This is a genomic window from Sulfuricurvum sp., from assembly GCF_028710345.1.
Lineage (GTDB): Bacteria > Campylobacterota > Campylobacteria > Campylobacterales > Sulfurimonadaceae > Sulfuricurvum.
Genome location: NZ_JAQTUH010000001.1, coordinates 154,143 through 179,895, shown reverse-complemented (window position 1 = coordinate 179,895; position 25,753 = coordinate 154,143). Strand labels below are relative to the sequence as shown.

The window sequence follows — 25,753 nt, the reverse complement described above, 5'->3', positions numbered from 1 at the left end:
AACAGCTGAAATAGCTTTCAAGCTTTCAAAAAAATTACAAACTTATTACTGGAGCTCACGAGCGGATTTGAACCGCCGACCTCTTCCTTACCAAGGAAGTGCTCTACCCCTGAGCCACGTGAGCATAAAAAAATAATAAATCTGTAATTGGAAGCTTAAAAACTATTTTACGTTTTAAGGTAATGATGAAGTAGTAATTATGAAATGTATACTTCAGCTCCCAGTGGAGCGGGAAACGAGACTCGAACTCGCGACATTCAGCTTGGAAGGCTGACGCTCTAGCCAACTGAGCTATTCCCGCAGATGGTGGTGAGAGAAGGATTCGAACCTTCGAAGATAAAAATCAGCAGATTTACAGTCTGCCCTCGTTGGCCACTTGAGTATCTCACCACGGCCATAATCTGGTCTAACACTGATAAATTGTAATGCGTTTCCGATTTCGTTCAATGGTGCCGGCACGAGGATTTGAACCCCGGGCCTGCTGATTACAAATCAGCTGCTCTAGCCAACTGAGCTATGCCGGCATTGGCGAAATGGAGCTGAAATTATATACACTCTGGGATTAAAAGTCAAGAGATATTCAAAAGAAATTAATGAATTGCGTAAATGATCTCTTTTTTCTTTTTAGTTTCGATAATTTCAACCAAATTCAACCCTTCAATATTCAATGCCAACAGTGCGCTAATTGAATTAATTTGATGCTGTGCAATTTCTCGTAAAACAGCTCCTCGGTACGCTTTTGCCCAGTGACTAATCACTTTACCCTCTTTTAAAAATTTCAATGTTGTGATGGGTTGTTTCGGGATATAAAACTTATCGTAAAATCCTGCACGGATATCCAAAACTTCTTCTTCACCTATATAAGCGTCCAAGGCAACAGTGAAATGCTCTTTATAAAACTTCTCCGGTACCAATGAGCCAATAGAAGAGCCTTGTTTGAGTTTATAATCTGGAAGTGAATCACCGGCACGTATCGGACCAAACAGATTTGAGAATAGGATAACATTTGTGTCAAGATAATGCTGCTGTTCGGATGAGAGCGTAGTGTAGTTGAGATAATCATACGCGACTCCGTCGTAACGCTCTATCGCTTTCATAGTAGGCTGAGTATCAAAGCTTTGCTTATAGCGTTCATACTCTCTAGAATCTTTAAGTCCAAAAAGATCAAATAACTGTTGCTCATTACCATCTTGAATCAATTGTTCATACTGCTGAATAACTTCAAAACGTTTTGAATAGAGCTCTGGTAAAATCAAATTTTCTTGATTCAACGGAGGGAGATTCCCCCCCTCACGTTTACCTTCACTGGGTGCAAATAAAATAATCATCAGTAATACGTGGCGATAATAGCATAGGCTAAGAAGAACATGAGGTGCGATGCCCCTTCAAAATAGTTGGTTTCACCCTCTTCGGTTGTTTTCCACACTAAGATAATCGTCAGAAGCAATGCTCCGATTTGAAGCGGATTAAAATCCAATGTTAAATTGATTCCTGAATAATAAGCGAGCATCATTAAAATAGGTACGGTGAGGATAATCGATACCGTCGAAGCCCCCATAGCGATATTAACAACCCGCTGAATCTGATCGTTTCGTGCCGCACGTACTGCGGTAAAAATCTCAGGACTCACACTGATAATCGCAATGACTAATCCTGCAAGACCGGCAGATATACCATACTGATGAGCTAGTTTCACCCCGTCTCCCGCAAAAATTTCCGCACCAAACGCAATAATTCCGATCAACACAAAAATTGCAATAAAATTGATAGCGGTACTTAGATGTTCAAAAATATAATCACTCGAATCGTTTTCATCAATTTCACCCTCTTCTTCTGCTAATTTACGCTTTAAACGGAAAAAACGGCTTCGAGCCGTTGCTTTAAAAAAATGGGTATGGGTACGCGTTTGAAAAATAAAAATAATCGTATAAAAAAAGAGCAATAATCCGGCGATTAAGTGACTTACTTGGGTTAATACCTCACTCCCATGATCGGTATGACTCAAAAGACCAGGAACCAAAAGAGCCGATGAAGATACAAACAAGACGGTACTGTACGCACTGGAGGTCTCTTTATTATGTTGTTGCTGTGTAAATGCAAGACCTCCTAAAAAAACAGCTAATCCAAGCAAAACATTTAAATCGACGATAACCGCCGAGATAATCCCCCCTTTTACCGTCTCCAAAACTTCGGGCGAGTGACGCACTTCCAACAAAATAATATAGAGGAGGATTATCTCTACCGCTACAGCACTAAACGTAAGGACAAAACTGCCATAAGGTTCATGGAGACGTTCAGAGAGGATGTCAGCCACTTCAGCGACTGTAAGAGAGAGAGAAGCAATACCGATAGCGGCAAAAATAGTTGCCATTACACCATCACCTTGGTGATGAAAGAAAAAAGCGAATCCTATTGAGAATATCCCTATGAAGATATCCCAGTAGTCTTCGATAAAATAGCGTATCCGCCTATCCAAAATAGTATCCTTTAGTATAAAAATCTTTATCCATTATACAAACTTTTTTTAAATCCACCCTTTACGTTTAAAGAAGTATAACGGGAGGATTGATGAACCTATCATCAAGAAAATCGACATTAAGTACCCAAAGCGCCAATGAAGTTCCGGTAAGAGATCAAAATTCATCCCATAGATACTCGCGATAAGCGTTGGCGGTAAGAAAATCACATTCATAATGGCAAAAATTTTAATGATTTTATTTTGCTCAATACTCAATAACCCGACGAAAATATTTTGAAGATACTCAAGTCTCTCAAAATTAAAATCGGTATAGTCAATCAATGATTTGATATCTTTTAACATGATCGCAATATCATTTTTCAATGCACTTTTATATTTGGTCGATTTTAAAAAAGAGCTCAAAATCCGCTGTTTATCGTTAAGATTTTCACGCAGTTGCATGTTCAAATCTTCAAGCGATGAGATACGCTCCAATATCTCTTCATCATCATTGGTATAGTCGGTAAAGACGTGTCGTCGAAGACGGGTGATATCGCGTGAGAGCTTTTCAATAACGTCCGCATCAGCATCAATACGAATATCCAAAATTTGGCAAAAAATATCGTATCCGCTCTCAAACTGTTTGGGTGCGGCAAAAAACTTGCGGTTAAACTCATCAAACGTATAAAGCGAGGTATAACGGATTGAAATCAAAAGATTTTTATAGAGGATAAACGAGACCGTTTCATTGTGCGAATTTTGTGCGGCACTGATTAAAAAAAAGCTGTTGATCTCAATACGGTCATTCTCTTCCCAATAGCGCGAACTGATCTCAATCTCTTCAGTCTCTTGTTTGGTCGGAAATTTAATCTCAAAGGTATTTTCGATAAACACAATCTCATCGTACGTCGGCATCAACATATCGATCCAAATCACTTTTTCGATATTATCACCATCAAGATCAGACATTGTTTCGATCAATGCTATAGCATTCTCGTTTTTAACGAAACATTTAATCATGGTAATACCTCCTTCTTAAATCGCTCTTTATAACTGCACTTTTGACACAACTCTTCACTGCATTTTCCATGAGAAAATCCATCCATCATATCGCAAGAACGTTTGGTTGATAGAATTTTACCCAAATTTGTAACATGTAGGTTACCTAACGTCATAATTCCCTCACCATCCAAACAACACGGTACAACACGCCCATCGGCTAATATGGCAATTTGTTTACTTAAACCGTGACAATATCCATCTCCTACAACCTCGTTTTTGAGGCTTGGCCACTCAAAATAGCGATCAAAATGGAGCAGTATTTTCGATGCTAACCGAATCGATTGACGCTCTCCGCTAATATTTGAAGCAATCATCCCCGACTCAAGAGAAAAACGCTCCTCCAAAAGTGCAAATAGCTGTCCATTAAAATGGCTCTCACTGTGGACTTCATCAAGATTCCACAGCCGTAGATTGATAAAAAAATCACCCTTACGCGACAGTTTCTCATCACACAATGCTAATATCGGTTCCATGTAAGTTTCAAAAGAGCGTGCGACGCTATTTTTATTAAAACTATTGAGTGAAATATTGACTTGACGGATGGAGGGGTGAAAAAGGGCGAATCGGCGTTGTTCATCCAGATAAAAACCGCTCGTGGTAATCATCACTTTAAAACCCGATACGTGGGCGCAATCAAGATACTCTCCGAGATTAGACAACACCATCGGATCACCCATCACGTGCAGTGCCACCTCATCGGTATAGGGCTTTAACTCTTTTAGCACTTGCTTAAAAAACAAGAGCTCCATCGTCTGTGTCGGAGACTCTTTGGGAGGACAAAAACTGCATGCCAAACCGCAAATATTGGTTATTTCGACATAAGCGCGGTGGAATTTTGATGTCAATTTTTATCGCACGGAAGAGTGATATTGAGATCGTTTTCTATTTTTTGTTTCAAACGTTTAGAAATTTTCTTACAATCCATTACTATTATTTTTTCAATCATCTTCTTGTTGATATTTTGATTTTTATAACTAAGTAAATTATTGAATACTTTAGAATTTAAATCGCCATTTTCAATTAAATGATCGAATAAGACTGGGGTGAGTGCAGGATCTTGAATATAATCAAAGAGATAGACATTAAATTTGTACTGCGGATCAGTAAGCAACTCAATTGTTTTACTAGGATTTAGTTTATAAAGATATGGAATAATATTTTTTAAGCTCAAAATACCATCAAAATCATCACTATTCTTGAGTATTTTAACAGCTGATTCCACCCATATTTTTTCTAATCTTTTTGGACCTTTTTTCATCAAATAATTTAAAACCACTTCATTCCGAATTCTAAGACTTTTTTTAACCGCTTGCCACAACAATGGCTCAAACTTTTGACAATCTTCTTCTCTTGCCCACGTAGCGAACCATATAATTGTATTTTCGGATAATAATTTTTTGGATAACAATTCCGATAATTTTTGAACACGTATATCGATATTTTTGATCAATGAGAGTAAAACAATCTGATTATCGATAGAACTTGCTTTGTCAAGTTGCTCGTGGACAAATGATAGTGTTTCATTTTCATCAAAGTTATTGAGCGAACGATAAAGTGTAGATTTTATATCTGAGCTATTTGAGTCTAAAATTGCTTGCTTAATCAGTTTTAAATCTTTAGGATTTTTCTCTTCAGCCAAACTAGCAAGGCTGTATGGATTTTTATCGTTTACGTACATCGCACGCAAACTTGGGTAATACTGATTGATGTATACGGCTTTTTCAGGCAAAACAAATTTTATTTCTTTGGTTTCTAAATCATGAAGCGGTTTTTGTTGCAACAATGCACTCACAATATCTGGACGATAATATTTTTTGACCTCCTCATCGTTAATCCCTCTTGCGCGTGTGACTGATTCAAAAATATTTAGATTATTTAGTACTTTTTTAGATGAAGCATTAAAGTATCCCTCATCAGTAACTATCAACCATTCACCATCTTTAAAGCTGACAAATTGTGCTATTTGCTTTTGATCACTTTTATCTCTCACGCTAAACATATGATCAAATAACTGAACTAATTCTAAACGATCATTGATACAGGCTTGCTCGATTTCATATCGATGTTTAAAACTAGGATTATTACTCATAAAATCATTAATATGCTCATTGTATTCAACTTTTGCTCGGATAAAAAAACCGACACCTCCTTCACTATGACGACCATTAAAACCGCTTAAGTACTTCATACTATTTGGTTCATAAATACTTCCATTGCCATCTGCACTCAAAATAGCCAATCGTTTATCATCACTACTTATTGCTAATGAACCGGTTTGTTTAATTGGGATATAGTTATAAATTCCTGTACCCATATCAAAATTTAGAAGAGCATACATTCCATCTTTTTCAAATACATCATATTTTTCAAAAGCAGGTGTCACTATCACTCTATCAGTATGATGAAAAGCAACAACATGAGGATCAGGTGAACAATCCTTACATTGAGTCCAACCCGTAAAATTACGCCATATTTCTCTACCTTCTTTTAAATCCCAACCGATGTATCGATTATCATCTACTAATATTGCCTTGTCATTTCCAGCACCAAATGTCATATAACTTTCAGCAGGTAATAAAATCAATTTTGATTTATCAAAAGTATTAGTTGGGAAGTTCTGTTGTTTCTTGCAAGTCTTGTAATCCTTCTCTTCGAAATAAGTATTTGAAGCAATATCATATACCATACATTTTTCAAGTCGATTAATTTCACCATCTACATAAACTTTATTCTCAGAAGCAGATAAAAACATTTTACTAACGTAAAATGCAGATGGTAAAATATTATGTGATGCAATCAGTTTCAAAGTTTTTAAATCATAAACATTAAATCCATACCCAATAGTAGCAAATAACCTATCATTATCTTGATCAATCAAAAATTTTATCCCATGTGTATGCCATAGCTTTTCTCTGTAAAGCAATCGTGTATCATTTGTTTGCCAAATTTCTAAATTGATTCCTGAAATAGCTATGATGAGTTTATGATTTGGGGTAAGGTTAACTTGATCATAATACAAGCTTCCTACTTGTAACTTCGGCACACTGCTCGCATACACATCTATCAAAAATAGAAAAATTAAAAAAAATACACGAAGAATCTTAGACATACACCGCATCTTTTAAAATCTGATCTTTTGCGTAGCTTTTCAGATATTTTTCACGAGCTAAATCAATACTACGCTCAAATGAACTACTCAAGAATTCTCGAAGAGATTGTTTCGTCTCATGCACATTTTCAGTGCCATTTTCTAATTCTATTAACAGATCAACATCACTATCATCTCGTTGTTCATTACGGGCAAATGATCCAAACAATGCAATTTTACTCACATGATAATGATCCGATAGAAACTTTCGGTTGTGTTGTAAAAAAGAGATGATTTCAGCTTGTGTATTCATAGCAAGTATTCTATCAAACTTTAGCAATATTTCACGGTAAAAAAGCGACAATCCCTGCGGTGATAGCAACATTAAGCGATTCTACTCCGCGGTGCATCGGGATGGAAACACGCACACTAGAGAGTAATTCTATCTCACGGCTTACACCCTCAGATTCATTTCCTAACACAAAAATAGCCCGTGAGGGGATTTTCAAAGAGTGAATATCCTCAACCGCATGTGAAGAGAGGGTAATCACGGTACTGTTTTTGAGCGGAAGTACTTCTGAGAGGGTATCACAATAATAGATAGGGATTTTAAAGAGGGTTCCGGCAGAGGCTTTCATCACGAGAGGAGAGAGCTTGGTGCTGTTTTTTTTCGGCAAAATGATTCCATCTATACGGCTCGCGGCGGCAGAGCGGACAATCATCCCAAGATTTTGAGGGTTATTAATCCCATCGAGAGCTAAGAGACGAAAATCGTTGGGAAAATCGTTCTCTAACATGGTAGCATTGCGGTAGTTTTGTGCTTCAACATCCAAGGCTACCCCTTGATCTTGAGCACTGTTTTTGGAGATTCGTGATAAAGAGTCTTTGGTATGGTATTTGATTTCAATACCGCGAGCCTCTGCTAATGAGAGTATCTCTTCGATGGTTTCATCGATACGGTTGCTTTTAGAGAGATGCAATTTATGGATTTTTACCGTAGAATCGCGTAATATTTCTACCGCAACGTTACGTCCATAGAGGGTAATTAGGGAATCAAAAAATGCCCGTTTTGCTAAATACTCTGGTGAATCTATCATCTATTCCCTTTTACTACGCTTGCCACTTTGGCTACTAAAGCTAGCCTCAAGCGAGGCAAAATTTAAATTTTCGATGCAATCGCTTCTGCGGTAAATCCAAAATACTCAAACAATTGATCTGCCGGCGCACTCGCTCCGAAACTTTCCATAGCTACGACTGTATCGGCAAAACGGTACCACTCTAATCCGCGTGCCGCTTCGATTGCCACTTTTTTCGTGGAAGGTTTAATGATTGAATCAATATAGCTTTGTGATTGTTCTAGCAATAAATCAAAACACGGTACACTCACGACATTAGCAATCACACCACGCTCAGCTAATGCTTTGGCCGTCTCTAACGCAAGAGAGACTTCAGAACCTGATGCCATCAAAGTCACCGTCGCGTTTGACTCTTCTTGGAGTAAATACCCTCCGTTTTCAACATCACCCAAAATCGGTGCCGATAGAATCGGTAAGTTTTGACGTGAACAGACAAAACCGCTCGGCGAGTTTTTCATCGACAATGCTTTTTGCCAACACTTAACATTTTCAGCTCCATCCGCAGGACGATAAACGTAAAAGTTTGGTAATGCTCTGAATTGGCTTAAATGCTCAATCGGTTGATGGGTAGGACCATCTTCACCGACACCGATACTGTCATGCGTCCAAACAAAAAATTGTTGAATCCCTGCAAGGGCTGCAATCCGGACAGAGGGTTTCAAGTAATCGCTAAAGACAAAAAAGGTAGCACTAAACGGCATAATCGGACCATAAAGTGCCATCGCATTGCTAATCGACGCCATAGCATGCTCACGGATACCAAAATGGATATTTTTCCCTTTTGGGAATTCGCCCATATTACTCAATTCTGTTTTATTCGACGGTGCTAAATCTGCTGAACCACCCAAGAACCCCGGTATTGCCTTAGCGATAGCATTAAGGATAATTCCGTTGGTATTACGCGTTGCATCAGCTTTACTAAATGTTGGCCATTCAATACGACTGAAATCCGGATTCATTAACTGCTCAAACGCTTCATTTTGTTCTACCAAAGGCAACTCTTTGAGACGGTGATTCCACTCTCGCTCTGATGCGTCCCCTTTTTCAACAGCACAACGGAAACGCTCTAATACATCCGCATCAACATTAAATGTTTTTTCAGGATCAAAGCCCGCTTTTAGTTTTGCCGCTTTTATCACCTCATGCCCAAGCGGTGCACCGTGCGCATGATGAGATCCTTCCATCGTATCGCCCCCTTTGGCAATAACGGTGTTTGCAATAATAAGAACCGGACGCTCAATCAACTGTGCTTGCGTAAACGCACCGTCGATCTCATCAAAATTATGTCCATCAATTTCTAAAACAGCCCAATTTTGTGATTCAAATCGATCTCGGATATTTTCGCTCAAACTTAGTTCTGTAGAACCTTCAATGGTAATACGATTGGAATCATAAATAAGAATCAAATTATCAAGACACATATGTCCCGCAACGGAACATGCCTCATAACTAATCCCCTCTTCCAAATCGCCGTCTCCGCATAAACAATAGACATTATGATCTATCATTTTTGCCGTTTCCGAATTCACTTTATGCCCTACAAATTTGGATGCCATTGCAAATCCAACCGCGTTCGCAATCCCTTGCCCCAAAGGACCGGTAGTAATTTCAATCCCAGCAGTATGTCCATATTCAGGATGTCCCGGAGTTTTCGAGTGAAGCTGACGGAATTGTTTTAAATCTTCAATCTCTAAACCGTATCCCCACAAATAATTAAGAGAATAAATCAGACCCGTACCATGACCACCGGAGAAAACCAAACGGTCACGGTTTAACCATTTCGGATTTTTAGGGTTATGATTAAGATACTCAGAGAGTACCACTGCGATATCAGCCAGTCCCATCGGAGCACCCGGATGACCAGAATTAGCTTGTTGCACCATATCGGTCGCTAGAAATCGAATCGTGTCTGCCATTTTTTGGCGCATTGCATTACTCATTGGTTATTCCTTATGTCTGTTAATGTAGTGGGTAAGTGTTGGTGAGAGTTCACGCTGTAAACTCTCATCAAAACTTTCCATCTGTTGTGTTAATTTAGAGGCTAAACTATCCGCCTCTTCCATCGATTTTTCTAACCCTAACAGTGTCACAAAACTGTTTTTGGCTTGATCGTTCTGTGTCGTTTTACCCGCTTGATTAGAATCTTGCGTCACATCGAGAATATCATCTTGGATTTGAAAAAGCAACCCTAAATCGATCCCGAAATCATAAAGCTGATTGGCTAGTTCATCACGCCCAACTATAATAGCTCCCATTTTAAGTGATGCCGCAATCAATTTTCCCGTTTTATGGATATGGAGCATTTTTACCTGTTCAATCTCCAATGGGGTATTCTCAAAATGACAATCAATCGCTTGTCCTAGAACCATCCCGTTTAATCCACCGTTCGATGAAAGCTCACGCACCAATTTAACAATCACCTTATCACTAAAGGGGGCATTAGATAACACCTCAAACGCATAGGTATTCAAAGCATCTCCGACCAAAATAGCACTCACGTCATCATACGTTTTATGGAGCGTCGGGATACCTCTACGAAGATCGGCGTTATCCATCGCCGGCAAATCATCATGAATGAGAGAATAGGTGTGCAAAAGCTCAATTGCCAGTGCAACCGCATGAGCACCAGAGAGCAAAAGGGGATTACAGGCACGAACGACACCTAAAAGCAATGCAGGACGGAATCGCTTCCCTCCCCCCTTAAGCATCTGATGGAGTGCGGCTTCATAGTGGGGATGAAAACTTGGAGATAAGGGCAAATGTGCTGTTAAATACGCTTCAAACTGCTCCATTACTGCCCTCACCTTTTTTTAGCGCAAGTTTAACATAGTGAGGCTTATATCTTTTCAATCACTTCAGTAATACAGTTATCATCATCGACCAACACCACTGTAGGTTTATAGGTTTCAAGTTCGGCATCATTATAGGTAGCGTACGCCACAATAATAATTTTGTCTCCTTTGTGTACTTTACGTGCTGCTGCCCCGTTTAAGCAGATATCACGTTGTCCGCGCTCGCCGAGAATGATATAGGTTGAAAAACGCTCACCATTATTGATATTGAGAATTTCCACTTTTTGACCCACACGCATTTTTGAAGCTTCCAAAAGCTCTTCATCCACTGTGATCGACCCGACGTAATTTAGATTAGCGTCGGTCACCGTAGCACGGTGGATTTTACTGTACAACATCTCGATCAACATTGATTAGCGCCCCATCTGCTTCATCATATCAGCAGGAGTAATCGCTGCATCCCAAAGTTCTGCGGGGATAACATACTCTTCCACCACTTCACCGCCGATAATATGACGATCGATGATTTCATTAATTTTCTCTTTGGTAAGTCCTGCATACATCACATGACCCGGTTCAACAAGCATAATCGGACCCACATTACAGCGGTTCATGCACGAAGTACGAATCGGCTGTACGGTTGCAATCAACCCTTTTTGCATCAACGTTTGTGCTAAATGTTGAAAAATATCCTGAGTTTGTGGATTAACACAACTTGGTTTCGGCATCCCCGGAGGTGAGCTTTGTTCGCATTTGAAAATATAAAACGCCGGCTGAGGTAAACCCATCGTAACGCCCCTTTAGTTAGTGTGTGCAGTAGTACCGCAAAATAATAACGGTATTATAGCCAAATTGAAACAGTGCATTGTTAGTTCTAGTGAACAATTTATCGATTTAAAGCTCTTTTAACAACTCACGCGCAACAACGCGATCATCAAACGGAAGATGTTGATCGTAAATAATCTGAGATGTTTCATCCCCTTTACCCAAAATCAGCACCACTTCATCACCCGTTCGATCCTGTAAAGCTTTCGCAATGGCATTACGGCGATTAACATCGACATACACATTGCTTTTATCTTCTATACCCACTAATATCTCTTCGATAATAGTATCCGGATCTTCAAAACGGGGGTTGTCACTGGTCACATAAACTCTTTTTGCATATGCACTCGCAACCCTCCCCATCAGTGGACGCTTCGTTCGATCTCGATCTCCACCGGCACCGAAAACGACTAAAACCTCTTTCTCTTTGAGAGCATTTAGAACTTGTTCCATCCCATCAGGGGTGTGGGCAAAATCGACAATAACGAGCGGTGACTCACTCACCACTTCCATTCGTCCGCTTACACCCCCGAAATTTTCAATCACATCGGTAATCTTTTCCAACGGCTCATTGGTAACCAAATGGACAGCCGCCATAGCAGCGGTAATATTATAGAGGTTGAAAAAACCGTGTAACGATGTAACAAAGCTTACATGTTCTTCAAAATATTTCAGAACACCGCTAACCCCGTTATTGAGGGAATACGCCATTATCTTATAGGTAGCGGGGTTCTCAACACCATAGGTAAACGCATTTTTAAAATTAAACTGCGCACGAGGCTCATCTTTGTTGATGAGCTTTTTGGATTCATCGGCAAAAAAGAGGTTTTTTATCCGAATATACTCTTCGATACTTGCATGATAATCGAGATGATCTTGGGTAATATTGGTCAAAATTTTCAAATCAAACGTAATCCCTGCAATCCGCTCTTGCTCAATCGCATGTGAGCTTACTTCCATAACGAAATATTCACACCCGTTTTGAATCGCGTGGAGCATATGACGATACGTATTTAAAACCGTCGGTGTAGTGAGTGTTTTCCCCTCCACAAGAGCATCATTCATAAAAAATCCGCGTGTCCCCTGCATCGCACATTTATGCCCTAAATCGAGTAAAATAGAATAGATCGCACTTGCGGTTGTGGTTTTACCGTTGGTTCCCGTAATCCCGATTACTTTGATTCGATTAAGCCCAAACACTCTCCAACACTCATCAGGTGTTAAAAAAGTATCTGTTCCTCGTTCACGGGCATCGTCTTGAAACTTGTGATTTTGTTTGGTTATCAAAAAAGCACATGATTCATCGCACTCTTTTGAATTTTCTGAGATATAGCGATAGGGCTGATCGTGAAGCTCAATTTTCAACTGAGTCCCCTTTGGCTAATCGTCGTAACAAATTACGCAATTGAGTATCATTAGGATAGACTCCCAATGCGCTCTCTAAATAACTCAATGCCATCTCTTTATAGCCGTTATCGATTAAATTATCGAGAAAATCGACAAAATCCTCTTTTTCAGTGATAATGACACGGGTTGAGAACATAATATTTTCAAAAATACGTTTGAAATCATTTTCACTCACAACAAGTTCTTTAAATTCTGAATACATGATTCCATCTGCAAACTCGATACGTTGATTAATCCCCTCACTGAACAAATTAGCTAGCTGTTCTAACGTACCGTCCATGGTCTCGAGTATCTCTGAAATAACCGTATCTGCTTGCTCTTCATCTTCACTTCGTAAAATCGCATAATAGTCAAAGAGTGCTTCAGCACCACCCTCTCCACTCATCGCCATATCACATAAAATTGCTCCGTTATAAGCCTCTTTTGACAATGGATTTTCACGCAATACCAAAGAGTAATCTCTTAATGCTTCACTGTATTGACCCGCCATAAAATGCTCATGAGCCGTATTGAGGGTTTTGGAGTATTTGTTTGTTTTCATAATATTCCCTCCTAATGCTATTGTAAAACTATATCGTCAAAAATAAAATTATAACGAATCGATTGAATTTTCCATACCATGTGGTACATTGATCACCGTAAGCTCAGGATGAATATCCATACGCAACTGACGCTCAACTCCGTATTTCAATGTATTTCCACTACTACCGCATCCAACACATGCCCCTTGAAGCTGTACATATACTGTTCCATTCTTAACATTTAAAAAAGCGATATCTCCACCATCAAGGGCAAGTGACGGTCGGACTTTATCGATAACACGACGCACTGGTTGCATCAACTCTTCATCGGTGAATGGAATCATATTTTTATACCCTTTTTTACTGCGAATTCATTGTGACAATATAAGGAATTTGGACTAAACAAGGACTAATAGGAATGTATAGGATTTTTAGACGAAGTTTGCTTTAAGCAGTGAAGCTATCGAACCCGTTATACGAGTTCGATAGTTGCCATTGCTGTAGCATCACCACGACGAATACGGGTTTTAATGATACGAGTGTATCCACCGTTACGTTCAGTGTATTTTGGAGCAACAACACCTAAAAGGTTTTTTGTCGCTTCTTTGTTTTGTAAAACTGCGAATACTGAACGATGCGCATTTGCATCACCAATACGTGCAGTAGTAATTAGTTTTTCAGCAAATGAACGTAATTCTTTTGCTTTAATCAACGTTGTCTCAATTTTACCATGTTCGAACAATGCAATACTAAGATTGGTCAACAAAGCTTCACGATGTGAACTTGTACGACCTAGCTTACGGTATCCGTGACGATGTCTCATACGATACTTCCTCGTTTATTATTTTAGACGATAAAGAAATTCATCCCTTTATCTACGTTAACACCGGGTTTACTTCGGCAGTAAGCCCAAAAGCTCAATAACTAGGATTATTCAGCTTCGATTTTCTTTTTAATAGCGACAACTAAATCGTCTGCTAACTCTTGCCCGACAACATAACCAAATTCAGTGATTTTTTCTAAAATCTCTTCAAACGATTTTTTGCCAAGGTTTTTTACCTCTTTCAAATCATTTTGGCTCATCAAAACGATTTCACCAATGTATTTGATATTTGAACGATCCAAGCAGTTAAAACTACGCGCACTAAGCCCGAGTTCTTCAATACGTGCGCCCAAACGTTTTAATTCAGGATGTTCATCATTACGCTCAATCGTTGGATTGGCTGATTTAATACTCACTTCACTGTTAAAAACAGCCATTTGAGCATACATCACATCCAATGCATTTTTAAACGCATCAACCGGTGAGATTTGACCATCAGTTAAGATATTGATAATTACTTTTTCAAAATTTGGATTATCTTCAACAAGTACATTGTCGATTGCATAAGTAGCACGACGAACCGGTGTGAAATACGCATCCAAAGCAATGTAACCATCACCCAACATTTCACGGATATCTTCACTTGGCATATATCCGATACCTTGGTACACTTTAATAGAAAAGTTTAACGTAGCATCTTCATTTAATGTCGCAAGAAATCCATTAGGGGTAACGATCTCAACATCATCATTCTCTAAATCGCTGCCGTGAATTTCGCAAGGGCCTGCAAAACTGTAAGCAATCTCTTTCTCTTTGAGACCATTTTTCAATTTAAAACGGATACCTTTTAAATTGATAATAAAATCTGAAATATCTTCAAGCATACCGCGCACAGAGTCAAACTCATGCTTAGCACCCTCGATTTTGATACCGATTGGGGCAAACCCTACTGAGCTGCTCAACAAAAAGCGGCGAATTGGGTGAGCAATCGATACTGCGTATCCTGTTTCAAACGGATACGCAATAATATTCGCTTCATTCGCGCTGATTTGTTCAACGACAAACTCTTTTGGTAGAAGCGGAGAAGTTTTAATTTTTTTCATGCTGAGTGCCCTTTCTTTATTGATTATTTCGAGTAAAGCTCAACGATTAGACGTTCTTCAACAGGAATAACTACCTCTTCACGCTCTGGAAGACGAGTAAAAATACCAAACACTTTCGCTTGATCAATATCAACCCATGATGCTAGACCAGTTTGGTTGGTAAGTTCCATCGCACGAACAACTTGATTGTTCTTTTTACTTTTTTCGATAATTTCCACTTTTTGTCCCGGTTTTACACGGTAAGAAGGGATATCAACACGTTTGCCATCAACAAGTACGTGACAGTGGTTTACCAATTGGCGCGCAAAACGACGAGTCGTTGCAAAGCCCATACGATAAACAACATTGTCAAGACGTTGCTCAAGTAACATAACCAAGTTAGTACCGGTGTTACCATGACGACGTTTTGCTTCATCAAACAATGAATGCATTTGTTTTTCACTCAAGCCGTACATAAATTTCGCTTTTTGTTTTTCACGAAGCTGTGTACCGTACTCAGAGATTTTTGTACGACGTTGGCCATGTTGACCAGGTCCGTAAGGACGTTTGTCGAGAGCACTTTTACCTGCTAAACGACGCTCACCTTTTAGGCCAAGGCTTACACCAAATCGTCTTTCGATTTTTTCTACGGGTCCTCTATATCTTGCCATAGCTTCGCTCCTTACACGCGTCGGCGCTTAGGCGCACGACAACCATTGTGTGGTAGTGGAGTAACATCTTTCATAAATGAAACACGTAGCCCCTCAATAGCACCAACACTTTTAACTGCAGTTTCACGACCAGAACCTGGTCCTTGAACTTTAATTCCCACTTCTTTAATACCGTGGACCATTGCTTTACCCATCGCATCTTCTACCGCTTGTTGAGCAGCAAAAGGAGTCGATTTTTTTGACCCTTTGAATCCGAGTGAACCAGCTGAGCTCCATGCAATCATGTTACCCATCTCGTCCGTTACGGTTACAAGAGTGTTATTGAATGAAGCTAAGATATGTACAATACCTTTAGCAATATTCTTTTTAATAATTTTTTTACGGGTTGCTTTTCTTTTTGCCATATGCTAATCCCTTATCTTGTGGCTGAGCCGACAGTTTTCTTCTTACCTTTGCGAGTACGAGCATTGGTTTTGGTTTTTTGACCACGGCATGGGAGACCTTTACGGTGACGAAGACCACGGTAAGAACCGAGATCCATCAACGCTTTAATATCCATAGCAACTTGCTTACGAAGATCACCTTCTACAACAACACTTGCGCGAATTTCTTTCGCCAATGTCGCTGCATCATCTTCACTTAGCTCATACACGCGCTTGTTATAATCAAGCCCTGTAGCATCCAAAATTTTACGTGAAGTATGCAAACCGATACCATAGATATAAGTTAATGCATACTCTAAACGTTTTTTCTTAGGTAAGTCCACACCAGCAATACGTGCCATGCTTATCCTTGTCTTTGTTTATGTTTTGGGGTTTTGCAGATAACGCGAACTACCCCTTTGCGCTTGATGATTTTGCAATCGTCGCACATTTTCTTCACTGAAGAACGAACTTTCATTGTCAAGCTCCGAATGTTTAAATCCCTTGCCTCTCGTAGGTGCTGACATTTGTTGCACCAATACTTGTAACTACGCCTACGCAGTTAAAAATATTCAACCTGTTTTGTCCAAGAGGGCAAAGTGGACGCGTATTTTACATAATTTTAAGTTAAAGTTTTATTAAGGAGAAAAGTGGTGAGGTTACCAATCAAAGATTGGCAAGAGTATCTAAGTTAAACGATCCTAATCATACAAGGGGTTTCAAGAACCGCATCGAGTGATTCTAACTCACCCATTAACGCACGGATATCTCTCTCTACCGCTTCGTGAGTGGAGATTAAGAGGTGGGCACACTCCTCTGCAAACGGTCGCTGTATCATCGCCTCTACTGAAATAGAGTGTTTTGCAAATAACTCGGTAATTTTTGCCAAAATACCTGCTTTGTCGGCAATACGCAAGCGTAAATAATATTTTGAACGTATATTATCAGGATTTTTTAGTCGGAGTCCCTCTTCCAACGGATGGTTAAATCCAAGCATCGGGGAACGTTTACCGGAGCGAACAATATCAATAATATTGGCAACTACGGCACTTGCCGTCGCATTCCCGCCCGCTCCCGGACCGTAATAAAGAGTTTCTCCGACACGGTCACCTACCACGCTGATTCCATTCATCACCCCATCGATTTTCGAAATCATTGCCGCTTCTTTCACCAATGCGGCATGAACACGAAGCTCTACCTCATCTCCATCGCGTGCGGCAATCCCCAAAAGTTTAATTGTGTATCCGAACTCTTTGGCAAAAGCGATATCGGTTTGAGTGATGTTTTGAATCCCTTCAATCAATATCTCTTCAGGTTTTGCATCAATTCCGTACGCGATTGAGGCAAGAATCAACAGTTTATGGGCCGCATCAAATCCACCAATATCAAACGTCGGATCGGCTTCCGCATAACCGAGTGCTTGTGCTTCGGCTAATACCGCATCAAAAGCAACCCCTTCTTTCATCATTTTTGTGAGCATAAAATTGCATGTGCCGTTCATAATCCCCATTATAGAAAGGATATGATTAGCTGAAAGCCCATCACGCAGTGCATTAATAATTGGAATTCCTCCCGCCACGCTTGCTTCAAATTCAAACGGTATCTCTTTGGCAATCTCTTGAAGCTCGTAACGGTGGTATGCAAGAAGTGCTTTATTGGCGGTAACTACCGCTTTGCCGTTTTGAAGTGCTTTTTTAACAATTTCAAAGGGGAAATCAATCCCCCCCATCAGTTCAACAACAATATCGATCTCTGGATCATTGACAATATCGTATGGGTCTTGAGAAAGCTTGATGGATAGATCTGAAACCCTAGAAAGATCACGCACTACTCCGCTTTTAACGACAATCTCATCTCCAGAACGGGCAGTGATAATGGAGCGGTTTTCTTCTAATATTTGAACAACTGCACGCCCAACCGTACCGACTCCGATAACACCGACACGAATCACTCTGAAACCTTGCTATTAAACGTACTCAAAAAATGTTTAATATTTTTAGCTGCTTGGCGGATACGTTTATCATTTTCAATTAATGCAATACGGACATACTCATCCCCATATTCACCGAACCCTATCCCTGGTGATACAGCGACATTGGCTTCTACTAAAAGTCGTTTAGAAAACTCCAAACTTCCCAAATGGCGAGCACATTCAGGAATTCTAGCCCATATAAACATTGAGGCTTGATTACGTCGCATAGGCCATCCGGCACGATTAAACGCCTCAATCAATATATTTTGACGATGATCATATTTATCGGTAATCTCTTTGACACAGCTTTGATCCCCTTGCAACGCAACGGTAGCCGCTACTTGAATCGGTGTAAACATCCCATAGTCGAGCCAACTTTTAATTTTTTGCAATGCACCGATTAATTTCGCATTTCCAACAAAAAATCCGACACGCCATCCCGCCATATTGTAACTTTTTGAGAGGGTAAAACTCTCAACCGCAACATCTTTTGCCCCCGGAACCGACATGATCGACGGTGTTATGTACCCATCAAACGTCAAATCTCCATAGGCGATATCACTGATAATATAAAAACGTTCTCTTTTCGCCATCTCAACAATACGCGTATAAAAATCGGGTGTTACCGTTGCTGTCGTAGGGTTATGGGGAAAGTTAACCACAACATATTTCGGCTTAGGAAATGAGGTGTGAAAAGCGTGTTCAAGACGCTCAAAAAAGAGATCTTCATCCACTTTATAATCTTCGTCAAACGGCAATTCCATTTTTTGAACATTTCCACCGGCAAGAATAAAGGCATACGAGTGAATAGGATAGGTTGGATCAGGGACAACTACCACATCTCCAGGGTTTGTAATGGCATAGGCTAGGTGTGCATATCCCTCTTTCGATCCCATCGTTGCAACCGCTTCGGTATCAGGATTAAGATCGACGTCGTAACGACGTTTATACCAATCACAAATAGCACCACGGAGTTTAGGTATCCCTTTAGAAACAGAGTATCCATGTACTTTTGTTTTTTTGGCCGATTCAATCAATTTCTCACGGATATGGGCGGGAGTATCTCCATCAGGATTCCCCATACTGAAGTCAATCACATCAGCGCCCGCACGTCTACGAGCCATTTTTAGTTCGCCTACCTCAGCAAAAACGTATTTTGGAAGTCGTTTGATCCGATCAAATTGGATTTCATCAAACATAAATGTATACCTGCCATTAAAAAATTGCGCCATTCTACCACTTTTCCTCTACCAAAAAGCTTATGGTACTTAACGCTCACCCGCAGTGTGTTCGATCCACGTCCCTTCTTTGAGTAATTTCATCCCATTTGCAGATGAAACCTTCATATAGACCGCCCCTTCCGGAAGCGAAAAAGAGAGTCTCTCTTTGGATTTAAATTCCCTCAAAGAGACCAAAACCTCCATATTAGCATCAAATACCGCTACATCGGGGTACCATTTACCGCCATAGGGCGCTTCAATAGTAATGGCACTTGAATGATTGACAATAAACCATGATGGTGATGCCGATTTCTCCATCTGAGCCCCCTCATCAGGGGTAATTTCGCTAAGGTTCCAATGCCCAGAAGAGCCGTCGAGTTCCATAATCCATTTATTTTTTTGATATGTTTCTTTAACTACATTCACGCCGTTCTCTTTAACGATTTCGCTAAAGTATTGTGCGTCAAACGGTCGTGTTCCTTGAAGTTCCATCTCCAAAAAAATAGTGTCAGAAAGCGACTCAAATCGGCTAATATTAGGACGTTGCCCGACACTATTTAACGCAGAAAGGATAATTTTAGTCGTAACTTTATCAGCATGGTACAGTGTGAGATTCACTATCGTTCTACTCTCAGCAGAAAAAAGAAATAACGGAAAAAGCAACAGCCAAAAGAGTGTTTTCACTACCAGTTGCTTCCCTTGTTTTTCAGATTAAATTGTTCTGACGTTAACTGTGTTAATACTCCATTTTCATAAGCAAACCAAGCAGTATTTCGCTCTTTCAGTGTTGTGTTACTATCTTTACCGATAAGCTTTAATCGCCCGTGCCCAAAAATCAAAAGCCAATTTTTAGCCGTATCAATTTCTATTGCACTGCTAGTCAATTTTTGTGTTTTTACACCGCTCTGTAAATCCATCATCCCAACCCAAACTTTCGAAGCAGGTTCGATACGAAGAATGTGACCAAAGTTTTGTACCGTAGAGCTTTTAGTAGTGTTTTCTTCCGATACCACTGTTGAATTTGTTTCTGTTACATTACTATCTATTGTACTGTTTTGATCTACCAATAACGCTGGTTCTGTACGATTAACTTCACTGGTATTGAGTACTATTACCTCTTCTTTCGGTATATTGCTCAATCTGTTTTGCGTCAATACTACAAATCCGATCAATACGATAATTAAAAGAATTCCACCGATGACCCATTTTATACGGGGATTTGAAGGAGCTTGTAAGATTGCAGAATTAGCCGAAGTAACTTGATTCGGATTCATTTGCAGATAACCATCGTACTCATCCCGTAAACTGGAGAGATTAACACTATATTCTCGTTCTAAAATAGAGAGAAAACCCATAAATTGGACACGATTTATCTCTCCAAACGATTTGTTTAGAAGCAACTCTAATTTAGCACGTGAAATATGAGTATGTTCATGGATACTATTAACCCCTAAAGAGACTATATCATCAAATGTTTTTACTTTACTCATCGCATTCTCTCCATTAAAATTGCCCCCGCAACACCCACATTCAGTGAGTCAAAATCGTGTGCCATAGGGATAGAAACGCCATGATCAAGCCCTTTTTGAACCCGACCGCTTAGCCCCTCTCCCTCATTACCGAGTATGAGTGCTCGCTTGGGTGCAAAACTCATCTCACGTACATTCTCACCACCGAGAACTGCCCCATAAAGTGAAAATTTCGATTGTTTTAACTCATGCATAACATCATGGATATTATGAATCACAACTATCGGTAAATCGAGTGCTGCTCCGCTGCTCGTTCGGATAATTGATTCAAAATTCGGCTCTTTTATACCGCTAATGACTAACGCATCTACACCCAGTGCATACGCACTGCGCACTAATGCCCCGATGTTACCCATATCGGTTATGGAGCTTAAAATCACAACAAAACTGCACGATTTTAAAAATGGGGAGGCATAAGGGACCATTTGAGAAATTTCAGCAATGTAGCCTTGATGATTCCCCCCCTTGACCATTGCTTGCGCCGCGTTTTCAGGGATACGTTTTACTTCAAAACCCATTTTCATCAACAGACCGTACTCTTTTTTATCAATCTCTTTGGCAAGATAGAGTGTTTTAATCCGTGAACGGTGACGCTCTAGGGCATAAAACACCGGTTGTTTTCCGTAAATAAGCATAGTTTTCCTTAGTAGTTTAAGAGGCGAGTATAGCACTCTTTTGGATTTTCACCCGTAATTTTTGCAATCAGCTTAGAAGCCGCTTTTTTGGGGATATCAAGTTCAAGAATATCCTGTTCATTGAGGCTCGCTCCACGAGATTCAGAAGCTTCGATTACAACAACCCACTCTCCCCGTATCTCCGATTCCATCTCGCTAAGCAATTGTTGTGCCGTACCGTGGAAAAAACGTTGAAATTTTTTCGTCAACTCTTTGGCTAAAAAAACTCGGCGTACTGGTGCAGAAATTGCAATCTCTGAAAGTAATTTCTCTAAACGTTTGGGAGATTCATACAACACTGTCGTATAACCATTGAACAATGCCTCTTGAAGTGCGGCGGAGCGATCATGCCCTTTGTGCGGTAAAAATCCGAAAAAAAGCATTTTTGTCTCACAAAAGCCACTCGCCACAAATGCACTCAAAACGGCGTTCGCACCGGGAAGAATATCATAATTTATTCCCTTATCCAAACAATAGCGTACCAGCATCTGTCCAGGATCACTAATCCCCGGCATCCCGGCATCACTGACATAGACGACATTACCATTAAAAAACTCTGGTGTCAGTTTTGAAACAAATTCCAATTCATTATGCGAATGGAGACTCAGAAATTGGGGTTCAGTCGTGGTGAGGTTGTGACGTTCTTTGAGTAGATGAATCAGTTTTTTAGTAACACGGGTATCTTCGCAGAGGATAATATCAGCAACAGAGAGAACTTCAAGTGAACGGATAGATATATCAGAAATATTACCGATAGGGGTTGGGACGAGGCTTAGCATAAGAGTGCTCGGTTTCTGCCCCCAAAGAGGCAAAGGTTTAGATTACGAATTTAATGCGTAACGTTTTTTGAATTTATCGATACGTCCAGCAGTGTCTACTTGACGCTCAGAACCTGTATAGAACGGGTGACATTCATTACAAATATCAACACGGATTGATTCTTTTGTACTTGTTGTTGTAAATGTGTTACCACAAGCACATACTACTGTACTCTCTACAACATTTGGGTGAAGATCTTTTTTCATAGTTTTACCTTGTGAGTGACGGCGTTGTACGTCAATCGGTTTTGATTTTACATCCATACCTGGGGACGGATTGTTGGAGGCGAATTATACCGAAAACTTTTTAAATTTACAACCTCATCGAGGCAATCGCCACCGCCGCTGTCTCTGAACGTAAAATCATCGGGAGGTTAAAATGACGGATACAGTGGCTATTAAATCCTTTTCGCTCACCCTCATCAAATCCCCCCTCGCATCCGATGACTACGGTTTCAATCTCTTCATCGACTCCAAGGGCTTCCCCTCCGAAATCCAAAATAACCGCTTCGGGATGGGTGGTTAAAAACGTACTAAGTGCAGGAGTTTCGGAGAGTTCTATAAAAGAGGTACGTCCGCATTGCATTATCGAACTCTCCATAATTCGGTTGAACCGTTCAAAATCGAGTCGAAAGTTTTGCTGAGAGCGGCGACAATGGATAAACGTAATTTTAGCGACCCCTAGTTCGGTAAGCATCGGTAAGGTTTTTTCGATAGTCTTGGGATCAACGATACACCATCCAATATGGAGTTTTTTCGGTGCTTCGCAAAGATTCTTAACAGAACTTTCCAAGCTAAAATAGCCATTTTTACCATCGGTTCGATTTAGGCGATAGTAATAGGCTGTTTGCAGTTGCTCTTTATGGCGAAAGATGATGAGATCATCCACTTTATGTCGGCGTACTTTGATGAGATATTTATACTCTTCTCCCGATATAACGAGTTCTTGCGAACCCGCTTGCTGATGAAGCATATACTTCACAACATCATCCATACACTAATCACGACTAACATTCCCATCTCGATTCCCAAAAATCGGTATGCTTTACTTTTATACCCCTCAAACGCATTCTCTTCCTCGATATTGGTTCGTCGCTTGAGTGTTTTATACCGTTTTGCCTCGAGGATAATCATCACAACTCCTGCAACAATCATCACGATATTGGCAAATGTGAAATGGAGATGTTTTGCCGCCATAATTATCGCTCCCGTAAAGAGAATCAACGCGATAAATGAGGCTGAAATAGGCATTACGATCCTCATCCGCCGTGCATAGACGATAATATTTTTAGACAATGCGAGCATTAAAATATTAAACGTGACAACCCCCATCAAAACGAGTACGCCGACAGTGTGAATTTCCAAACCAAAATTATACAGTGCTTCCATAAACGAGATTTTACCTAATGTTTTCTATAATAGTACCTAAAATGGATATTCAAAGGACTTTTTATGGCGATCAGTGTAGAAGAGGCGTTGGGTTTAATCTATTCCCATGCAAAAAGTCTCGGAACAGAAATAATTCCCATCGAAAACTCACTCGGTCGTGTATTAGCAGAAGATATCACAGCACTCTATTGCCTCCCTCCCTATGATAACTCTGCGATGGACGGATACGCCGTCTCCATCAGTGATGCGGGTAAAACACTCAAACAATCCTGTACTATCTTCGCCGGTGATAAAGATGAGATTCGCCTTGTCGAAGAGCAATGTATCCGTATTATGACAGGTGCTAAAATCCCTCAAGGGTGCGAAGCAATCGTCCCCATCGAAGAGGTAAGTGTCGTCAACGAACAAGTAACTCTCCCTACATCCATTAAAGCTTCTGCTCATATACGACTCAAAGGGGAAGATATTCAAGCAGGAGCATTGCTTCTCACCCGTGGAACACTCCTTTATGCCCATCACATAACCCTCCTCGCATCTCAGGGGATTACCCACGTTTCTCTATTCCAACGTCCCAAAGTAGCCCTTTTCGCTTCGGGTAATGAGCTTAAAATGCATTATGAGCGAATCGAGTCACATCAGCTTTATAATACCAATACCCCTACATTTGTCGCACGTGCAGAGGAGCTTGGGTGTGATGTTCTCTTTAGCGGGACGGCAGAAGATACGATGGAGAGTATCCAAAGTCATATCAAAAGCACCCTCAATGCCGATTTTATTATCACTTCGGGTGGTGTAAGTGTCGGTGATGCCGATTTTACCAAAGAGGCATTTCGCTCTTTAGGGCTGGAAACTCTGTTCGAATCGGTGGAGATTAAACCCGGTAAACCCACCACCTTTGGACGTATCGGCAATACCTTAATCCTCAATCTCCCCGGCAACCCTCTCGCGGCGGCATTGTGTTTTGAACTTTTCGCTCAGTCTACCATCCTCTCACTCAGTGGTAGAAACGATAAATATATCAATACCATCTCCACCGTAATGGGCTCACCGTTCACCATGAAAAAAGGGAGACGCTCCCTCATCCCCGGATGGTTTAATGGGGAGTCTTTTACCCCATCGGAAAAATTTGCCCCTGGTATGGTACTACCCCTTTCACGTGCCAATGCATTTATGATGGTGGATGCTAGCGTAGAGGGATTTGAACAGGGTTCAAGCGTTAAAATCATCCCTACCCGTTGGTGTATGAGCAGCGAGGTTCAAAAGTCGTTAATAACCTTTTAAACCGTTTCAGGGTTCGTAAATCCCTCTCCCGATTTTACCCTCTCCCATAACAAAGGATCATGCCACCCCTCGCGTATCTCATCGCTAAAGATGATTTTTTCCAAATCAATCAGCCCCATAAGTTCTGAGTAGGCATCTTCACGGAAACATTGCGCGTATCCCGTTTCGGTTTCATGGACGATGATACTGCTGATGCGAACCATCTTTTCACCATTGACCGTTTTCGTAAACCACAATAGCTTATCGAGCATCACGAAAATCACACGGCTAAATTGTTCGCATGAGGGTGAAATCGGGAGCAATATCCACCGATTAGAGTGTTTTTGCATATCGGCTATATACTCCGCATCATCGCCGTCCCAGAGAGCTACCGCATGATCAAACGCATCAATCAGCTCTTTCATACCCTGTTTCATCAAACCAAAATCGTAAATCATCTGACCGTTATCGAGGTATTGCGATTCGAGTAATACTTCAACTCTATACGAATGACCGTGGATCGACGCACGGCAACGCTGAGTGGAACAGCCACGAACGACGTGAGCGTTTTCAAATTTAAAAAGTTTACGAATTATCATGATCT

The 25,753-nt window shown here is 40.4% G+C and carries 31 protein-coding genes and 4 tRNA genes; 1 reads left to right on the top strand and 34 read right to left on the bottom strand.

Features of this window, described 5'->3' with window-relative positions; genetic code table 11:
* Positions 1 to 49 precede the first annotated feature (49 nt).
* The 33 genes from PHC76_RS00975 to PHC76_RS00815 form a co-directional block, all read right to left on the bottom strand.
* Positions 50 to 124 (bottom strand) — tRNA-Thr (locus tag PHC76_RS00975).
* A gap of 100 nt (positions 125 to 224) precedes the next feature.
* Positions 225 to 301: transfer RNA gene (locus PHC76_RS00970), tRNA-Gly, on the bottom strand.
* Positions 302 to 304: 3 nt separating this feature from the next.
* Positions 305 to 390, bottom strand: a tRNA-Tyr gene (locus PHC76_RS00965).
* Between the two features lie 57 nt (positions 391 to 447).
* Positions 448 to 524, bottom strand: a tRNA-Thr gene (locus tag PHC76_RS00960).
* 66 nt (positions 525 to 590) lie between these two features.
* The gene (locus PHC76_RS00955; RefSeq protein WP_299969000.1) at positions 591 to 1,328 is read right to left on the bottom strand and encodes a YaaA family protein; all 738 of its coding nucleotides are present in this window, start codon (positions 1,326 to 1,328) and stop codon (positions 591 to 593) included.
* Positions 1,328 to 2,476, bottom strand: coding sequence for a sodium:proton exchanger (locus PHC76_RS00950; protein ID WP_299969002.1), 1,149 nt, complete (start codon positions 2,474 to 2,476; stop codon positions 1,328 to 1,330). Before PHC76_RS00950 ends, PHC76_RS00955 begins: the two co-directional genes overlap by 1 nt.
* A 48-nt stretch (positions 2,477 to 2,524) precedes the next feature.
* Complete coding sequence (gene corA, locus PHC76_RS00945; protein WP_299969004.1) at positions 2,525 to 3,478, bottom strand: magnesium/cobalt transporter CorA; 954 nt, start codon at positions 3,476 to 3,478, stop codon at positions 2,525 to 2,527.
* Positions 3,475 to 4,365: a radical SAM protein gene (locus PHC76_RS00940; protein ID WP_299969007.1), complete on the bottom strand. Its 891-nt coding sequence runs from the start codon at positions 4,363 to 4,365 to the stop codon at positions 3,475 to 3,477. Before PHC76_RS00940 ends, corA begins: the two co-directional genes overlap by 4 nt.
* Positions 4,362 to 6,629 carry a hypothetical protein gene (locus PHC76_RS00935; RefSeq protein WP_299969009.1) on the bottom strand — a complete coding sequence of 756 codons (2,268 nt, stop codon included), beginning with the start codon at positions 6,627 to 6,629 and terminating at the stop codon, positions 4,362 to 4,364. Before PHC76_RS00935 ends, PHC76_RS00940 begins: the two co-directional genes overlap by 4 nt.
* Positions 6,622 to 6,921 (bottom strand): nucleotidyltransferase family protein, encoded by a 300-nt coding sequence (locus PHC76_RS00930; protein WP_299969011.1) that lies wholly within the window; start codon positions 6,919 to 6,921, stop codon positions 6,622 to 6,624. Before PHC76_RS00930 ends, PHC76_RS00935 begins: the two co-directional genes overlap by 8 nt.
* Positions 6,922 to 6,952: 31 nt before the next feature.
* Entirely contained in the window at positions 6,953 to 7,705 is a 753-nt protein-coding gene (locus PHC76_RS00925) for an RNA methyltransferase (protein WP_299969013.1), read from the bottom strand.
* A gap of 62 nt (positions 7,706 to 7,767) precedes the next feature.
* Positions 7,768 to 9,684, bottom strand: coding sequence for a transketolase (gene tkt, locus PHC76_RS00920; protein WP_299969015.1), 1,917 nt, complete (start codon positions 9,682 to 9,684; stop codon positions 7,768 to 7,770).
* Between the two features lie 3 nt (positions 9,685 to 9,687).
* The gene (locus PHC76_RS00915) at positions 9,688 to 10,536 is read right to left on the bottom strand and encodes a polyprenyl synthetase family protein (protein ID WP_299969017.1); all 849 of its coding nucleotides are present in this window, start codon (positions 10,534 to 10,536) and stop codon (positions 9,688 to 9,690) included.
* Positions 10,537 to 10,580: 44 nt separating this feature from the next.
* Complete coding sequence (gene panD, locus PHC76_RS00910; protein WP_299969019.1) at positions 10,581 to 10,946, bottom strand: aspartate 1-decarboxylase; 366 nt, start codon at positions 10,944 to 10,946, stop codon at positions 10,581 to 10,583.
* 3 nt (positions 10,947 to 10,949) lie between these two features.
* On the bottom strand, positions 10,950 to 11,324 hold the full coding sequence (locus PHC76_RS00905) for a (2Fe-2S) ferredoxin domain-containing protein (protein WP_299969021.1): 375 nt from the start codon (positions 11,322 to 11,324) through the stop codon (positions 10,950 to 10,952).
* A 106-nt stretch (positions 11,325 to 11,430) separates the two neighbouring features.
* Entirely contained in the window at positions 11,431 to 12,726 is a 1,296-nt protein-coding gene (locus PHC76_RS00900) for a UDP-N-acetylmuramoyl-L-alanyl-D-glutamate--2,6-diaminopimelate ligase (RefSeq protein WP_299969023.1), read from the bottom strand.
* Positions 12,716 to 13,309, bottom strand: a complete 594-nt coding sequence (locus PHC76_RS00895; RefSeq protein ID WP_299969025.1) for a hypothetical protein — start codon at positions 13,307 to 13,309, stop codon at positions 12,716 to 12,718. Before PHC76_RS00895 ends, PHC76_RS00900 begins: the two co-directional genes overlap by 11 nt.
* A gap of 48 nt (positions 13,310 to 13,357) precedes the next feature.
* The gene (locus PHC76_RS00890) at positions 13,358 to 13,633 is read right to left on the bottom strand and encodes a NifU family protein (protein ID WP_299969027.1); all 276 of its coding nucleotides are present in this window, start codon (positions 13,631 to 13,633) and stop codon (positions 13,358 to 13,360) included.
* 128 nt (positions 13,634 to 13,761) lie between these two features.
* Positions 13,762 to 14,112 carry a 50S ribosomal protein L17 gene (rplQ, locus tag PHC76_RS00885; protein ID WP_299969029.1) on the bottom strand — a complete coding sequence of 117 codons (351 nt, stop codon included), beginning with the start codon at positions 14,110 to 14,112 and terminating at the stop codon, positions 13,762 to 13,764.
* A 107-nt stretch (positions 14,113 to 14,219) separates the two neighbouring features.
* On the bottom strand, positions 14,220 to 15,215 hold the full coding sequence (locus tag PHC76_RS00880) for a DNA-directed RNA polymerase subunit alpha (RefSeq protein WP_299969031.1): 996 nt from the start codon (positions 15,213 to 15,215) through the stop codon (positions 14,220 to 14,222).
* A 23-nt stretch (positions 15,216 to 15,238) separates the two neighbouring features.
* Complete coding sequence (rpsD, locus tag PHC76_RS00875; RefSeq protein WP_299969033.1) at positions 15,239 to 15,865, bottom strand: 30S ribosomal protein S4; 627 nt, start codon at positions 15,863 to 15,865, stop codon at positions 15,239 to 15,241.
* Positions 15,866 to 15,876: 11 nt separating this feature from the next.
* On the bottom strand, positions 15,877 to 16,269 hold the full coding sequence (rpsK, locus tag PHC76_RS00870; RefSeq protein ID WP_299969035.1) for a 30S ribosomal protein S11: 393 nt from the start codon (positions 16,267 to 16,269) through the stop codon (positions 15,877 to 15,879).
* An 11-nt stretch (positions 16,270 to 16,280) separates the two neighbouring features.
* Complete coding sequence (gene rpsM / locus PHC76_RS00865; RefSeq protein WP_300209740.1) at positions 16,281 to 16,649, bottom strand: 30S ribosomal protein S13; 369 nt, start codon at positions 16,647 to 16,649, stop codon at positions 16,281 to 16,283.
* Between the two features lie 2 nt (positions 16,650 to 16,651).
* Positions 16,652 to 16,765, bottom strand: coding sequence for a 50S ribosomal protein L36 (gene rpmJ / locus PHC76_RS00860; RefSeq protein ID WP_015654591.1), 114 nt, complete (start codon positions 16,763 to 16,765; stop codon positions 16,652 to 16,654).
* A gap of 213 nt (positions 16,766 to 16,978) precedes the next feature.
* Positions 16,979 to 18,238 (bottom strand): homoserine dehydrogenase, encoded by a 1,260-nt coding sequence (locus PHC76_RS00855; RefSeq protein WP_299969039.1) that lies wholly within the window; start codon positions 18,236 to 18,238, stop codon positions 16,979 to 16,981.
* Complete coding sequence (locus PHC76_RS00850) at positions 18,235 to 19,458, bottom strand: LL-diaminopimelate aminotransferase (protein WP_299969357.1); 1,224 nt, start codon at positions 19,456 to 19,458, stop codon at positions 18,235 to 18,237. The genes PHC76_RS00855 and PHC76_RS00850 overlap by 4 nt, the downstream gene beginning before the upstream one ends.
* 69 nt (positions 19,459 to 19,527) lie before the next feature.
* Positions 19,528 to 20,163 (bottom strand): hypothetical protein, encoded by a 636-nt coding sequence (locus tag PHC76_RS00845; RefSeq protein ID WP_299969041.1) that lies wholly within the window; start codon positions 20,161 to 20,163, stop codon positions 19,528 to 19,530.
* Positions 20,163 to 20,969 (bottom strand): hypothetical protein, encoded by an 807-nt coding sequence (locus PHC76_RS00840; protein ID WP_299969043.1) that lies wholly within the window; start codon positions 20,967 to 20,969, stop codon positions 20,163 to 20,165. The genes PHC76_RS00845 and PHC76_RS00840 overlap by 1 nt, the downstream gene beginning before the upstream one ends.
* A complete protein-coding gene (rlmB, locus tag PHC76_RS00835) occupies positions 20,966 to 21,643 on the bottom strand; it encodes a 23S rRNA (guanosine(2251)-2'-O)-methyltransferase RlmB (RefSeq protein WP_299969045.1) in 678 nt (225 codons plus the stop codon). The genes PHC76_RS00840 and rlmB overlap by 4 nt, the downstream gene beginning before the upstream one ends.
* A gap of 8 nt (positions 21,644 to 21,651) precedes the next feature.
* Complete coding sequence (rsmI, locus tag PHC76_RS00830) at positions 21,652 to 22,461, bottom strand: 16S rRNA (cytidine(1402)-2'-O)-methyltransferase (RefSeq protein WP_299969047.1); 810 nt, start codon at positions 22,459 to 22,461, stop codon at positions 21,652 to 21,654.
* Positions 22,462 to 22,503: 42 nt separating this feature from the next.
* Positions 22,504 to 22,707, bottom strand: a complete 204-nt coding sequence (gene rpmE, locus PHC76_RS00825; RefSeq protein WP_299969359.1) for a 50S ribosomal protein L31 — start codon at positions 22,705 to 22,707, stop codon at positions 22,504 to 22,506.
* Between the two features lie 106 nt (positions 22,708 to 22,813).
* On the bottom strand, positions 22,814 to 23,473 hold the full coding sequence (locus PHC76_RS00820; RefSeq protein ID WP_299969361.1) for an RsmE family RNA methyltransferase: 660 nt from the start codon (positions 23,471 to 23,473) through the stop codon (positions 22,814 to 22,816).
* A 5-nt stretch (positions 23,474 to 23,478) separates the two neighbouring features.
* The gene (locus PHC76_RS00815; protein WP_299969049.1) at positions 23,479 to 23,889 is read right to left on the bottom strand and encodes a hypothetical protein; all 411 of its coding nucleotides are present in this window, start codon (positions 23,887 to 23,889) and stop codon (positions 23,479 to 23,481) included.
* 63 nt (positions 23,890 to 23,952) lie between these two features.
* Between PHC76_RS00815 and glp the strand changes: the two genes are divergently transcribed.
* Complete coding sequence (gene glp / locus PHC76_RS00810) at positions 23,953 to 25,170, top strand: gephyrin-like molybdotransferase Glp (protein WP_299969051.1); 1,218 nt, start codon at positions 23,953 to 23,955, stop codon at positions 25,168 to 25,170.
* Here glp and PHC76_RS00805 read toward each other — a convergent pair.
* Positions 25,167 to 25,748 carry a 6-carboxytetrahydropterin synthase gene (locus PHC76_RS00805; protein ID WP_299969053.1) on the bottom strand — a complete coding sequence of 194 codons (582 nt, stop codon included), beginning with the start codon at positions 25,746 to 25,748 and terminating at the stop codon, positions 25,167 to 25,169. The two genes, glp and PHC76_RS00805, sit on opposite strands and share 4 nt — an antisense overlap.
* Between the last annotated feature and the right edge of the window lie 5 nt (positions 25,749 to 25,753).